The sequence below is a fragment of the Chamaesiphon sp. genome, assembly GCF_041738855.1.
In the GTDB taxonomy this organism is placed as follows: Bacteria; Cyanobacteriota; Cyanobacteriia; order Cyanobacteriales; family Chamaesiphonaceae; genus Chamaesiphon.
In genome coordinates this window covers 14604-28647 of sequence record NZ_JBGSPA010000094.1, presented here as the reverse complement: position 1 = coordinate 28647, position 14044 = coordinate 14604, and the positions used below count along the sequence as shown (strand labels likewise).

The 14044-nt window shown below is 43.2% G+C and carries 16 protein-coding genes and 1 pseudogene; 4 read left to right on the top strand and 13 right to left on the bottom strand.

Annotated elements, in window-relative coordinates; translation table 11 throughout:
- Both ACEW9I_RS09185 and ACEW9I_RS09180 read right to left on the bottom strand, forming a co-directional pair.
- Nucleotides 1–204: pseudogene (locus tag ACEW9I_RS09185) on the bottom strand (NADPH-quinone oxidoreductase); the annotation flags it as partial.
- Nucleotides 205–326: 122 nt separating this feature from the next.
- Complete coding sequence (locus ACEW9I_RS09180) at nt 327–1256, bottom strand: helix-turn-helix transcriptional regulator (protein ID WP_373540046.1); 930 nt, start codon at nt 1254–1256, stop codon at nt 327–329.
- 22 nt (nt 1257–1278) lie between these two features.
- Here ACEW9I_RS09180 and ACEW9I_RS09175 point away from each other — a divergent pair, with 22 nt between their 5' ends.
- Both ACEW9I_RS09175 and ACEW9I_RS09170 read left to right on the top strand, forming a co-directional pair.
- Nucleotides 1279–1665 (top strand): nuclear transport factor 2 family protein, encoded by a 387-nt coding sequence (locus ACEW9I_RS09175; protein WP_373540045.1) that lies wholly within the window; start codon nt 1279–1281, stop codon nt 1663–1665.
- An 11-nt stretch (nt 1666–1676) separates the two neighbouring features.
- Nucleotides 1677–2045, top strand: coding sequence for a cupin domain-containing protein (locus ACEW9I_RS09170; protein WP_373540044.1), 369 nt, complete (start codon nt 1677–1679; stop codon nt 2043–2045).
- Nucleotides 2046–2141: 96 nt separating this feature from the next.
- Here the strand turns inward: ACEW9I_RS09170 and ACEW9I_RS09165 are convergent, their stop codons facing one another.
- On the bottom strand, nt 2142–3635 hold the full coding sequence (locus ACEW9I_RS09165) for a phenylacetate--CoA ligase family protein (RefSeq protein WP_373540043.1): 1494 nt from the start codon (nt 3633–3635) through the stop codon (nt 2142–2144).
- 276 nt (nt 3636–3911) lie between these two features.
- Between ACEW9I_RS09165 and ACEW9I_RS09160 the strand changes: the two genes are divergently transcribed.
- Together ACEW9I_RS09160 and ACEW9I_RS09155 are read left to right on the top strand one after the other, a co-directional pair.
- A complete protein-coding gene (locus ACEW9I_RS09160; RefSeq protein WP_373540042.1) occupies nt 3912–4181 on the top strand; it encodes a type II toxin-antitoxin system HicB family antitoxin in 270 nt (89 codons plus the stop codon).
- Entirely contained in the window at nt 4178–4594 is a 417-nt protein-coding gene (locus ACEW9I_RS09155; protein WP_373540041.1) for a type II toxin-antitoxin system VapC family toxin, read from the top strand. The genes ACEW9I_RS09160 and ACEW9I_RS09155 overlap by 4 nt, the downstream gene beginning before the upstream one ends.
- 133 nt (nt 4595–4727) lie before the next feature.
- Here the strand turns inward: ACEW9I_RS09155 and ACEW9I_RS09150 are convergent, their stop codons facing one another.
- From ACEW9I_RS09150 to ACEW9I_RS09105, 10 genes are all read right to left on the bottom strand, one after another.
- A complete protein-coding gene (locus ACEW9I_RS09150; RefSeq protein WP_373540040.1) occupies nt 4728–5660 on the bottom strand; it encodes a DMT family transporter in 933 nt (310 codons plus the stop codon).
- Nucleotides 5661–5683: 23 nt separating this feature from the next.
- Entirely contained in the window at nt 5684–6019 is a 336-nt protein-coding gene (locus tag ACEW9I_RS09145; RefSeq protein WP_373540039.1) for a hypothetical protein, read from the bottom strand.
- Nucleotides 6020–6046: 27 nt separating this feature from the next.
- Nucleotides 6047–7369, bottom strand: coding sequence for a hypothetical protein (locus tag ACEW9I_RS09140; protein WP_373540038.1), 1323 nt, complete (start codon nt 7367–7369; stop codon nt 6047–6049).
- Nucleotides 7370–7408: 39 nt separating this feature from the next.
- Nucleotides 7409–9697 carry a hypothetical protein gene (locus tag ACEW9I_RS09135; RefSeq protein ID WP_373540037.1) on the bottom strand — a complete coding sequence of 763 codons (2289 nt, stop codon included), beginning with the start codon at nt 9695–9697 and terminating at the stop codon, nt 7409–7411.
- Nucleotides 9698–10093: 396 nt separating this feature from the next.
- A complete protein-coding gene (locus tag ACEW9I_RS09130; protein ID WP_373540036.1) occupies nt 10094–10582 on the bottom strand; it encodes a hypothetical protein in 489 nt (162 codons plus the stop codon).
- 114 nt (nt 10583–10696) lie between these two features.
- A complete protein-coding gene (locus ACEW9I_RS09125) occupies nt 10697–11146 on the bottom strand; it encodes a hypothetical protein (protein WP_373540035.1) in 450 nt (149 codons plus the stop codon).
- Nucleotides 11147–11221: 75 nt separating this feature from the next.
- A complete protein-coding gene (locus ACEW9I_RS09120) occupies nt 11222–11626 on the bottom strand; it encodes a hypothetical protein (RefSeq protein WP_373540034.1) in 405 nt (134 codons plus the stop codon).
- A 297-nt stretch (nt 11627–11923) separates the two neighbouring features.
- Nucleotides 11924–12355, bottom strand: coding sequence for a hypothetical protein (locus ACEW9I_RS09115; protein ID WP_373540033.1), 432 nt, complete (start codon nt 12353–12355; stop codon nt 11924–11926).
- A gap of 284 nt (nt 12356–12639) precedes the next feature.
- Nucleotides 12640–13422 (bottom strand): anti-sigma factor domain-containing protein, encoded by a 783-nt coding sequence (locus tag ACEW9I_RS09110; protein ID WP_373540032.1) that lies wholly within the window; start codon nt 13420–13422, stop codon nt 12640–12642.
- Nucleotides 13423–13433: 11 nt separating this feature from the next.
- Nucleotides 13434–14000 (bottom strand): sigma-70 family RNA polymerase sigma factor, encoded by a 567-nt coding sequence (locus tag ACEW9I_RS09105; RefSeq protein WP_373540031.1) that lies wholly within the window; start codon nt 13998–14000, stop codon nt 13434–13436.
- Between the last annotated feature and the right edge of the window lie 44 nt (nt 14001–14044).

The following is a 14044-nucleotide window of genomic DNA, read 5'->3' as shown; positions in this document are numbered from 1 at the left end:
ACTGACGTAGGGGACAAACATCAGATTGGTACGATTTTCAGCAATCTTTTCCATCCCCCGATGTAGATAACCGATGACGGGTTCGCAATCGACGACATCTTCCCCATCTAGTGTGACGATAATCCGAAAACAACCGTGCATAGAGGGATGATGTGGCCCCATATTGAGTACCATCGGCTCGGTCTTGGTTTCGAGCTGTGCCATGAGCGCGATCTCCTATTGCTACTACAAATACGAGCTGTAACTCTAGCTGTCAGTATTTAGCAAACTCTGGATATTTGTCTTGTACATTTATCCGATTTTTTGGATATTCTGGCGGATTGATATCAACAAACTTGGCTGACAAATGCTTTGGGCGTAATGCCTTCCAATCGTTTAAAATGACGATGAAAATGACTTTGATCTACAAATCCAACGATCTTCGCTACTCCAGCAATACTCAATTCGCCTTGGCGTAACAATTGTTTCCCTCGATCGATCCGACATCTTAAAATATATTGATGAGGCGAAAATCCAGTCGATTGTTTGAAGAGTCGGGAAAAGTAGTGTGGACTCAATTGAACTAATTGAGCCAGTTCATGCAAACTGAGATCGCGACTGAGATAAGTATCGATATAGTCTACGACTCCTTCTAGTTGTGCTGGAGCTAATCCACCATCATAGGTGGGGAGGGCATAATTCTGAACGGAATAATGCTGTAGCAGGTGCATTGTCAGCGCATCGAGCATCGATTCGGCGTAGAGGCGGCTCAGACAGCCAGGATGTTCGAGGGCGTGTTTGAGGGAGATTCCGATCCGATCGATCGTCGGATCTGTAGTCGCAAAGTGGGGAATCAATTCTAATAAATCGCGCTCTAGAGTTAAATTGAGCGTATCGAGGATGACTTGTGGCTCCAACCCGACGACAATTGCGCCGCCACCGCGATTCCACTCAGCATAATGCCAAGTATCCGCTGGAATGACAACTGCATCCCCACGCCGGACTATTTCGCGTCGCAATTTACCATCGATCCAGCGTTCGGTAGTGACTGGAGCGGGTAAATCGATAAAAATGCACAAGCCGTGCTGTTTGGCTAAAATATTTGGTGTAGTTCCTGGTGGAAAATAGTCGTAAGCGATGAGTAGATCGTCTAATTGGCTAGAGATACTACTGAGTAAGGGAGATCGCTTGAAAATTTGCTGGTATGCAGCTTCCCCTGACGCTTTAAAATCTACAATCGTCGATGGTCGATCGGACATAAATTCCGCACTCCGCATTTCAACTTTTAAGGAGTAAACTATGATAACTACCCAAGCTCAGATCGTCGAACTAGAAGAGCGACTCAGACAAGCAATGCTGCGTCCCGATCTCGTTGAATTAGATGCCTTAATTGCTCCCGAACTCCTGTTTACAAATCATCTAGGGCAAGTTTTTAGCAAACAGGAAGATCTTGATGCTCACCGCACTGGACAATTTAAGTTTACCGAACTTACACCATCCGATCGACAGATTCAAATCAACGATGGGTTTACCGTTGTTTCTGTTTTAATGCACATAGTAGGCAGTTATGAAGGTACCCCAGTCGAGCAAGATATTCGATTTACCCGTGTTTGGGCAATTTCGACTAGTGGCTCGATCCAAATTATTGCAGGTCATACTAGTGAGATTCGATCGCAGCAATCTTAAAATGAGGTAATATGCCAAAATCGACGATCGAGTATTGGAATCCATTAGATCGAGCAAATCAAAACCTGTGGAAACCGCTCCCAGGGCTTGCAGAAATGGTAGAAGAACTGACTTTGAGCATAGATGTCGAAACTGGTGAATACACCCGTCTAACTCGATTTTATCCTGGTGCTGACACGACTAGTTTCGGTGCAAAAAGTCATGCTTATCCTGAAGAAATTTTAATTATCAGCGGTCGTCTTTACGACCGAGCCTTCGATCTGTGGTTAGAAACCGGACATTATGCCAGCAGACCACCTGGAGAAATGCATGGGCCATTCACAACCGATCTTGGATGTGTAGTGTTGGAGATATCTTTTCCAGATCGAGTTCAGGCATAGTGATTGGAACTTCAGGATCGAAAAAATTCGTTCGCGTAGCGTCGGCTCTGCCGAGTCGAGGTCTATCAGCCCAGTTAAGATCGGTTACACCATCGACTAGATCGATCGAGTGTAGCTATGTTTGACACCGACCGGGAAAAAGTCGGGATCGCCCATTGGTTTGAGAGTTATCTGCGGCTGTTGATATTCAGTCGGGACATAGTTGGCAAACTCGCTATTCAATCGCCGTAACTGTGCCACGATCGCTCGGGAGATACTCTGAGCCTTATCGCGCTCGGCATCGACCCCAGGAGCCAATTCCACCGTAACTGACAAGAATCGATTGCCATCCTCATCTTCAATTATTTGCATCACAAACTTGCCAGTCACCCAATCTTGGATCGCGGGTTGCTCTAAACCAACCGCAATATTTTCGGGGTAGAGGTTCGCACCGAAGTAAGAAATTGCAAATTGAGATCGACCAAACACATATACAAAGGGCAAGGCATGGACACCTCGATCTGTTTCCAGTACTGCCAACGGGTCAAAACCCCAATCTTGGAGGAATTGGAGCATCGTTTCATAGCTAATAACGCCCCCAGTATCGGCGATATGATAGCGAATCAATGGCACCCCATTATCGCCAGAAAATAAAAGCGTACCCTCATGAACTTCAAAAAAGCGGCTCGTCGGATCGTACTGCACCAGCGTTGGGAGGCGGGACTCGCCAAACAATTGCCGAGCAGCATCTGGATGGGTGGCTAGAAACTGCCGAATACAAATCGATAACGGGGTTTCATGTCCCAACACCCCCGCATCGGCAGTCCCAAATAGAGCTGCCGAATCATAGTAATAATCGGTCGAACTGAGCCGTTGTCCCACCAACAGTCTCCATTCTTCGCTAAAAACTTCCCCCGCCATCACCAATTTGACGGCATAATCCGACCATCGCACGCCTTGTTGAATGCCAGTATCCACCACATCTTTCAAAAAAGGTGGATAGCCTAGTAATACCATTTGCTCGAACTGCCCGCCCAATGCCTGCACGACGCGCAGAATTTCGGTCTTGTTGTTTCCTGGCGTAATTACTGCGATCTGATACCCCTTAGTCGCCAGCCACCGACAACAAGCGGCGGTATACATGCCTCCCACCCAAGTCCCCAAAGCGAAGCAAATCACCGCTAAAGTGGAACGGCGATCGGCTTGAAAGCTCTCGCGAAAGATATACTCAAATCTAGTGGCGATCTCTAACTCATCGCTAATCTGGCGCGGCCAGCAGGTTGGTTCGCCAGTAGAGCCAGAAGATACCGCCAGCATGTCGCAAGTCGATAAGCTCCCAGCCCGACAAATTTCGGCGAGCGGATATTGCTTGATATAATTGGCTTTAGTCACCAGCGGTAACTGTTGAAATGCCGCGAGCGTCTGAATCGAGGCGGGATCGATGCCTTGTAATTGCAGAAACTGTCGATAAGCTGGTACCGAATTGACGACGGTATGAAACAGATCTAGTACGTGCGCCTCTACATCTGTGGCGATCGATCGCTGTAGCTTCACGTCTAAAGGTTCGGACAAAAAAGTTTGGAGCTTGGTGAGCAACGGTATCGATTTCATGGCAAAAGTCCCAAAATTAGGTTGAGAATTTATTGGCTGTGAATCGTAGGTTTAGTCTCAATCTACGAGTTACTAAAATATGGAATCCGAGCAAACAGATCTTCAGTAGCGGACTCTGGCAGACATTCTCTGAAGATTATATTGGCGTGAATCATCGTAATGGTCAAAATCGGGATTTAGGTTTAATCTAGAGAGGGAGACAATCTGACTCCCGATAAGGTCATAATAGCAATGCAGTATCAAATTTTCGTCGAAAGTCGATCCCCAAGACATTTTGTGGCTTCTGTAATTGGAATGCCAACAGTTTCGGTAGATGGATATACCGAAATAGAAGCAATCTCAAATGTTAAAGCGGCTTTAAATTCACAGTTATCTAAGGGTAAAGTAGTAACTATCGATCTTGATGAGCCTCAAGAGATCGATAGAATAGGCGATACTTCACTGCAACATGCAGGTATTCTAGCAACCGATCCAACATTTGATGATTGGATGGATAAATTAGCAGATATTCGTCGATCGGCTAATGAAATCGATGATGCAGTATGACGCTATACATCCTAGATACAGATCATCTCAGCTTGTATGGACGCAATCATTCAGCACTAATCGAACGATTACAAGTCGATTCTGTTCGCTTAACAACGACAGCCATTAATTTAGAGGAGCAGTTGCGCGGGAGACTTGCCCAAGTAGCAGTGGCAAAAGTAGGTATCTCATTAGCTAATGCCTACAGATGGTTGTCTGAAACTGTCAAATTGCTTTCAGATTTTGAAGTTTTACAGTTCACAGAAGAAGCGCAGATAATTTATCGAGAGTTTAGATCGCAGCGAATTCGAGTTGGTACTCAAGATTTGCGGATTGCATCTATTGTTATCGCTCACAATGGAGTTTTACTTTCTATAAATCTCCGAGATTTTGAGAAGATTCCAAATTTAATGGTTCGCGATTGGACAGTATAGAAGATGACTAAAAGCGCACATCTGTGGGTGGTTGTGTTTCTAAAGACTCAAGAGATCGGTAGCTAAGATGCTTACCTAAGATTACAGTAATATCGGATCGTGAAATCTCTGCGGTTCAAATTCATCCGGTAACTCATGATGAATTGGCGGCTCTAGCAATTGACCGCAATCCCCAGAAAACTAGAATACTACCGATCCCAAACCACAATGAGGGAATTTCTCGTAACGCGATCGATGCAAATAACACTGCAAACATTGGCTCTAGCAGCAATATTCCCGTTGTCAGAACTATGGGTAGTCGCTGCGCTGCGACTGTGTAACAAAAAAATGGCAAGGCAGTAGACAATACCCCTAACCCTAATAATACGAAGATCTCCTGTCGTTCGCGCAGCGTCAGCTTTGCTGAATCGATACTAGGTTCGATCGATAGTTTGGTGAAGAAAATCGTGCACAACAGAGATAATATACCACCTAGCAAACAAGTCATGAATACAATATTTATCGATTTGGGTGCAATGCCTCGATCGGTAAAAGTATTAAATGAAACGGTGTAAAATGTCACTACACCAGCCGCGCCTAAAGCTAAAAGATAGCCTATGATTGTTTGCAAAGAGGTGGATCGATCGCTAGAGAACTGAGGCAGTAGAATAAAAATGACTCCAGTTGTCGCTATGAAAATTCCCCAGCCCTCACTTCGTTTGATGTCTAAGCGCATGACATATTTGTAGGCAATAATAAATAATGGCGAGGTCGTAAATAATAATGTAACTTCACCTACGGGTGCCATTTGAAATGCTGTAGTTCCTAAAAAGGAAGAGCCAATCGCTGGCAAACTCAGCAACCAGATTGGTGGACTGCCCAGGGAGCGAGTGAAATCCTGTCGGATACTTGGTACCAGTAACAGGATCGGCAACATCGCAGCCGTGGCAACGAGAAAGCGACCTGCGAGGATGGCAAAGGGAGACCAACCGGGCAGCCAGCGGATAAATATGCCCACCATCCCCCAAGTTGCCGTAGCAAACATGGCTGCTATTAACCCTGAGCTGTCTAGTTTGGGTTGAGTCATATAAATTTCAAATTGAGAATTTATTATTCCTGTTCAATTTTTGATGGTAAATAATCTACACTTGGCCATATATTTCCAATCTCATCTGCCTGTGCCATAGCATTGAATCTTTCCCATTCGATTCCATTCACATCTGTTTCTTTAGTAAAGGCTATAGCCGTAGAATCTTCCCATCCCAAATGACGGAGGGTACCATGTGCTGAATTAGTTTGACGGATAGAGAAATTTACGCCTTTATTGCGCCAAAGCGCATATTCATTAGGAACTATAACGCAAGGCTCAGCCGCAAATCTTTTAGAATAATCCTCAACAGATGCGGCTACATTATGCACAGAAATAGCAATATATATCGTTTCCATTTTTAGTCTCCTTGCTAAGTAAGTTTTTCAAGAAAATCCCCCATAAAATTTCCTTTTCGCGGTCGCTGTAACAGTCGCATTCATATAAATTTGACTTTGTAAATTAAACACTACATCTAACATTCTACCTATGTTTCGTTTTTCTAAAATCTGAAACTGTTGAGGAACGGATTCAGTCAAAATCGAACCATCACGATCGAGAGCTTGGACGTGCCAAGTTAACAACTTGTTAGTTTTCTGTTTGAGCCAAGGTGGGGCGTTATAAGTAGTGCGTTCTGCTGATAATAGAGCTGATAAAATTACGCGATCTTTATCTTTAATTTCTAACTTATAACCTCGCGCCGCACTAATTCCCTGCCAGCTAAATCGAATAGGTTCGCCCACTGCAATTTTACGATTAGATTTAGGTTCGAGCGGGGTAAGTTTATCGGCATTAGCGGTCATAAAATAACGGAATACAGGCATCGGAAAACCTGCCACGCCACCGCTATTAACTATCCCCGTACCGATACTAGAATCGCCTTCTTTATCGTCGGTCGCTTCGATCCGTAATAAAATCTGATAAGCACCAGTCGAGCCTTTCGGAAATTTACTCGGATCGGGGCCTGGTAACAAGACTTGCCCAGTCGGTTGCAGGAATAGATCGAATCGTTCTAACTGAGTATAACGTCGTTGCAAACCCCGTTCTTCGAGCGGCAAACTTGCCTCGGTTAATAAATCTCGCCCAGTTGGTGGCGGATCTCCAGGTAACACTACTTCCCATCTGCCTTTTAATCTACCCGTACCGTTGTAGCTAATTTGGGCACCAAACTGAGGTAAAGTTGACCCTGTAAAAACCGCAGGTGCAGGTTTATCGCCAGTGACTAATTTGACACTGGTAATACTAAAGGGGACTCGCGCGCCACCACTAGATAACCGACAAGTGACGGCGACAAATTCATCAGGGCCGCCGTTATTACTCCTCCAGCGGCGCACGTAGAAGAAATCGGAATTATTACCTCGCGCTGCATCTTGATAGGCTTTACGCGCCACCGAAGCGGGAATGGTCATAATATCTGTATAGTTATTCTGACCGCTCGCTCGACCGATATTGTACCTACGCGGCAATCTCCCAAATATGGTACCGGAAACACACGATCGATCGGCATTAATTTCGCCACACCAAAATGCTTCGACGGGGGTTTGGTTATTTAATCCAAAATAGGTGAGAAATACCGTAGTTGTGCCGAAACTTTTGACATTTACCCCTCTGGGACTAACATCGGCAGCTTGAGCGGGTTGCATTCCCAATAAAGTTACGCTTAGAGCTAAAATTGCGAGTGAGTTGGCAAAGATTTGGTTGGTTTTCATGGTTTAGGAAATAGTGAACAGTGGATAGTGGATAGTGGTTTAAAAACTTAGACTCATGCCTGCACTGACGGTATTAATTGTTGAGTCGGTGTTGATATTACCGATCGAACTACTGTTAAGATTCGATTGACCGCTGTAGCGGAGGAAAACACTGCCAGGATTTTCGCGACCGAAAGTATTTGTTTTAAAATTCCAAGTTAGTAGCAAGTCTAAAGCATTCGATCGAGTCAAAGATTCACCGATCAAATCAGAGTCATTATTGAAATTGTAATTAACGGCTAATGTGACATCAGGGACGAATTCCCAACTCACTCCAAAGGTCGGACTTTGGGTGAATCGCGTAATTTGGCGTTCGATATTTTGGGCGTTAGTGAAGTTGTAGCCAAGATTGAATCTTAGTTGTTGACTGGATTGCCAACCAACTGAAAATTGATGACTGATATTATTAAAGTCAGCATTTTCGCGTCCCTGCTGGCGATTGTCTTGAAAGGTATTGCTAAATTTATAATCGAATGATAATGCGTCAGAAAATTTCCATTCAAGCCCGATTTCCTGAGTATTATTAAGTTGATTGGGAATTTCGGAGGATTCGTCAAAACCACCATTTAGGGCGGCCAAGATCGAACCGTTTTGAGCTGTTCTTTGATAACTGTATGAAATCGTTGGTAATAGGGAGCTGTTATTCTGTAAAACCGACTGTAATGGTATATTTAAGCTAATTGTATCGCTGTTATTTCTAGTCTTCAAAAGATTGGGAAGATTTGCGATATTATCTTCAGAATTAGTATGCTGAAATTGAATATTAGCACCTGCGATCGTGGCATTGATGCCATACTGAGCTTGCAACCTGTCAGCATTGACAGTTGCACCGAGCGTACCAAATTGAGGATCTGCCTGTTCGACTTTCAGATTGGCTGAGAGAGCTAAATTGCGGTTATCATCTAGTTTGACATCCTTGAGAATATCGTAGCTAGTTTCCGCATACCAGGCATTTTTAGTCATGGGTTGGAGGGCTATAGCATTGGTACCGTCGGTGAGTTGCGGATCGTTGGCTCCACCAGCCGTAAAAGTACTGCGAGCGAAGCCAGCATCGGCTTTCCAGCGTCCGTTATCGTTAGCGGCGGTGACTCGGAAGCCGATCCCATCGCTGGCTTCGGCATCGACGACTTCGCCGACGTTAAAGTTAGCGACGGGTAAACGAGCACCATTCATCACGGTAGTTTCTAACCGCACGCCGCCAGAGTTATTATTCGCCACTTGCATTCCGAGAGTGGCTCCAGTGAGAGTGTTATTCTCCTGCTCGATACCTAAGATATTGTCGAAACCGACGATCGCGGTAGTGCTCAGATGTCCGATACTGATATCGGCGAAATTATTGAGTTTGAGATTGGCTGTCACGCCTCTGGTACAGACATTGCTGACGAGTAAGGGATTGTTGCCAAAGCAAACATTGCCGACGGCAACCTTATTGTCGCCATCGGTAAAATCGATCGAGTAGGCACTAAGATCGACAAGGGATGCGCGTTCTTGGAGTTCGCCAAAGCGGAGGGCTTCCGGTTTGAAGGTAGTTCCGACGATGTTGACTTTGCCTTGCAATTTGCCCGTACCGATGGGATACAGGGCAGATAGTTCGCCAGTGAAGGCGGCATCTAAAAATGTCGTCGGGCGGGGCGAAACACCAGCATCGGGGCTGCGGGATTCGGCGAGTTGGGATTTAATGTTGACGTTGAGTTTGGTGTTAAAACCGATGGGACTAATGGGATCTGCTGCTGTTGTTGGGTTGGTTGTTGCAGGTGTCGATCCTGCTGGCGAGGGTGTTGCAGCAGTTGAGGATTTAGAATCGCTCGGATTTGTAGGAATCGAGTCAGGTTTAGATGATGGTTCGGGGTTAGGTGCTGGGGTTGTTGTTGAAGTTGGGGATTTACCAGATTCTTCGGTTTGAGTGGCTACTTGGCTTTGATTTGGTTCGATTTTAACAGGGAAAGTTGCGACAGGTTCCCACCGATCGGGTGTGGTAGTGCGATAAACTATAAGTGTTTGCTCACCAACAGGTAGGGGTAAAAGAGTCGATTTGTATACTAATTCTTGTCCTTCTCGTTGCATTTGAGAAGTGATATCGAGATCGCCTAGAAATACAGCAATTTCTGTTTGAACTGGCAACCGATCGACTTTTACGCGCAAGCTTTCCCCCGATTTAAGGGTAATAACCGACGGTATTGAAGTTGAATTGTTTGTAGGGCTAGGTGGTAGTTGTGCGAAGGTGGGTAGTTCGCATAGTGCGATCGAGCAGCACAAAACTAGCGTACCCTGAATCCAGCGGTACATCATAGTTGCATTCTCCCGTGTCTTTTGTAAGTTTGTGGAAAGGTTTAACCTGTTCCACATTTCCAGAATATCTGTCCCCAGCTAGTTTGACAGCCAGAAAAGATCGGAAAAGATCTGCTATTGACGATCGGAAAAGATCGGAAAAGTCGATCGTGATTGTTAGATTATTCCGATTAAAAAAGTAATTTGCAAGCGATGAGTGGTTGAAACAACTGAAGTGGTTTCAACTTGGGTTTGACTGATATAAATCTCGATTGTTAGTGCTTGACTTACAATGAGGAAGAAAATGTTGCTATTTCTTGAGATTCAGATGGATCTGAATCTACATTCGTCGAGATCGAGCCAGATCGATCGAAATCAGATAGATATCTTTTGATCGATCTAGCTACCAAAATTAAACTATTTAGTCAGTGAAACCGTATGACTACTATTGTCTTTGCAGACAAAAGATCCAGTAGTATGAATAATATCATTTTCAAATTTGGTACGACCAATTTTGTGTTGATATATTACTCGAAATCGAATTGTTTCATTATCAACAAATGCCAAATCTCGCGTGTCGGTTACTGAGTTACCAGGGTTGAGAATGTCTCGTCCATTTGGGCCTAGAAGAGCCTCTAGATGGTCTCGATTTTTTTTAACATCTATGTACAAAAACTTCTTCACTTTTAGCGTATCTGTAGTGTCATTTTTAATTGTGATTTTTACATTTTTACATTTGTCGCCTACAGCCAAGGCTGGATCGGGTTTGCCGATGCCGATTCCGCATAATAATAATGATGCGATCGAAATACTGGTAATACCGAACAATATGGCTGAGGACTGAACTTTGACGCGTTGGCGTAGCTCGTGCCCTGCACGATCGGTAAGACGGGAAATAAGTTTCATGTCGATTCTCCTACAATAAAGGTAAATTAGATCCGATCGTCCAAATATCATGATTTGGACTATAATTTTTGGAACGATCGACTGAAAAAATTGGGCTAAATGAAATAAGAACGATTACTTCAGCTCGACTGTATGAGCAAATTTACAGGCGAATTCTTCGGTAGTGAAAATAATCGGGGCTTCAAATTTGGCACCGCCAATTTTTTTCTCGTAGGTGACGCGGAATGATGTCAGATCTCCCCGATTGATTTTTCCCAAATCTCGAACTTTAGAAAAAGACTTGCGTGGATTGATAAATTCTTTGCCATTTACACCCAAGAGAAGTTCTGTGCGAAATTTGTTGTTGTCAACGTCCTTATACTCAAATTTTGTAACTTTAATTGTGTCATTAGAAGTATTTTTGAGTGTAATACTTACATCTTTGCAGGTGCCGCCAAGAGCGAAGGCTGGATCGGGTTTGCCGATGCCAATCCCAGATAGCAATAATGAGGCGATCGAAACACCAGCAATGCTGAGAAATATGGCTGAAGGTTGAATTTTGATATGTTCTAAAATACGTTTCATGTTGGTTCTCCTAAATGATGGTGAATTTGATATTTAGATATCAGTCGATTGGAATAAATGAGATGACTAAGAAAATCATTTGAGATCGACTAGATGAGTGCTGTCATTTTTACAGGTAAAGTCTGGAGTAGTAAAAGTAGTGGATTTCTCGAACAAAGTTCCACCAATCTTTTTCTGAAATGTGACCCGAAATGATGTCAGATCTCCGCCAACAAATGCCAAATCTCGAACTTTAGTGAAAAGTTTATTAGGATTGAGGAATTCTCGTCCATCTACACCTAGTAGAAGTTCTGTTCGGAATTTATTTTTATCTTTCTCCTCATACTCAAATTTTGTGATTTTAACTGCATCACCAGTACTATTTTTGACGGTGATTTTAACATTCTTACATTTGTCGCCTAGCGCAAATGCTGAATTGGTGGTGCCAAGACAGATGCCACACATTAATAGCAATGAAATTAATACATTTTTATTGTTCATGAATCTGACTGATTGTTGAGCTTTAACTCTTCGATCGTGTAGACTGTTCCCTGGGAAATCGATAGGATTAGAAATAAGTTTCATGGTGATGTTAGTTGTGGTAATTAATGATATCGATCCGAAATAGTGAGTGACAAGATTGGCGATCGGTCTATGAGTATTCATTAAGAATACTTAATCATAATTTACTAATCTACTAGCAAAGATAGAAGCTCGTTTCATCATCCTTTCTTTGCTGTTATCTATAGTACGGAGGTGGCAGCTAAGTGGATTTAAAATTAGTATCCAGCAAGCTTACTAATCAAGATTGACGGAATGAGTACTATTATCTTTACAAATAAATGGTGTAGTTTGCCGAGTGATTGACGAACTAAAAGAACTATTATCAAAGCCCGCATTACGTTTCTGATACGTTACTTTGAAAAATGTCTTCTGGTCGCCAATATCTGCTAGATTTTCTTTTTCACTAACAGATTTACCGGGGTCGATTAGGATTTTAGCTTCGTCCACATTAATTGAAGAGAGTATCGAGCCAGTTACTAGAGCACGTAAACTCTGTAAGAGTTCTGTCCGAAATTTTCCTTTATCAAAATCGAAGTACTCAAATTTTATTACTTTAATCGAATTTGAAGAATTATTGCTAAGTACGATTTCTACATCCTTACATCTTGAAGCGAAGGCAGCATCGACTGTACCAAAGCAGATACCATAAATTAATAGTGATCTCATTAACATGCTTTTATTGCGTAAAAAGCGGACTAGACATCGAACTTTAACTCGCTGGTATAGTCTGTCCTGTGGACAATTGACAAGATTAGAAATGAGTTTCATTGTTTTAGTCTAAGGGTAATAATGATTGGAGACTGGCAAGAAAGATGCGATCGAGATCCTCCTCTCTGAGCTGTGATAATTAGTACGGAGGTGGCAGCGAAGTGGATTTAGCAAAATCTGAAAAATCGATAACTTTCCCACACGCTGCTTAAAAAAGCCTGTGGATGTGAGTTATGACTTAGTTAAATGGTGCCTTGAATTACTCTTTGTCCTGTTGGTTCGAGTGGATCGATAGTTCGATCGAGCGTCACAAACACCCCCTTAGCTTTAACACCTGCTGGTGGCTTTTGTTTAGCATTTAACTTAATAAATATGCTGCCGCTATTGTCGGTTTTGAATTCACCGCAAGGAATAACTTGTCCATTAGCTAATTCCAACCACATCCGATAGACTCGATCGACAGGTAATGGTGGGAGATTTTTGGCTGATACAATTACCTGCTGCCAGTTTCCAGGTGTAAATAACACTTTTCCCACTACTCGATCCGATCGATCGCTCAAGGAAAGTAGCCGACTTTTAGGTTGGCTTAATACACTTGCTAATTCCTCTCGATCTACCTGTTGGGCAAATTGTAATTGTTGCCGCAGATTAAAATTATCAAATGATAAAAATCCAGCAATACACAATCCAATTCCTGCTAATGCTCTGCTCCATGTCAACACTTTTTCAGGGATTGGAGTTACTTCGTTCACCGTCGGCTGGGGGAGATTGACAGTTAGACTGGAGCTTGATAAATTAGCATCGAAAGACTCGATAATTTTGGCTTTTAATGCCAGTGGTGGATCGATTTGGGGCAAGCCTTGAGGCACTTTGTTAAAGGCAGCTTGGAGCGCATATACTTCAGCCCACAAAGCGGGGTTGTTATTCAGCGCAGATTCAAATTCTCTAGTTTCTAAAGTGTCTAAATCTCCTAATACATAGCCAGCCGCTAACATTTTTTCTTCTTCCGAAATTGGGACACTCATAGGTTTCTCCTTTAACCAATCTGCGATTGCAACAGTTGACGTAATTTAATTAGTCCTTGCCGTGTATGAGTTTTGACAGTACCTAATGGTAGATCGAGTTGTGTGGCAATCGCTGATTGGCTGAGGTTTTGATAATAACTTAATTCGAGAATTTGTCTTTGACGATCGCTTAATGAAGCTAGAGACTCCCGAACGATAGCTCGTTCCTCAGTAAGACTTACTGAATCTAATGGAGTCGGTAGATCGGTTTGGGGAATGATATTTTGTTGGAATCTTTGCAGCGATTTTTGTTCGCTCTGCCGAGTTCGCAACTTATCGATCGCTCTCGATCGAGTCAGTAAGCATAGATAGCTACTTAACTTAGCACGACTTGGATCGAATTTATCCTGTTTCCAAAAGCTCAAGAATATCTCTTGGGTGAGATCTTCTGCTTCATCAGGACGATCGAGTAATTTTAGGGCTAAAGTGTACACTAAACCCCCATAGCGATCGTATAGAACACTTAAAGCATTTTTGTTCCCTTGACGTAAACTAGCAATTAAGTCAGCATCGGGAGGATCGAAATGAATTTGGCTCATCCGATTAGTCCTAAATAAATAATAATTTGGCTAGGCTCTAGCCC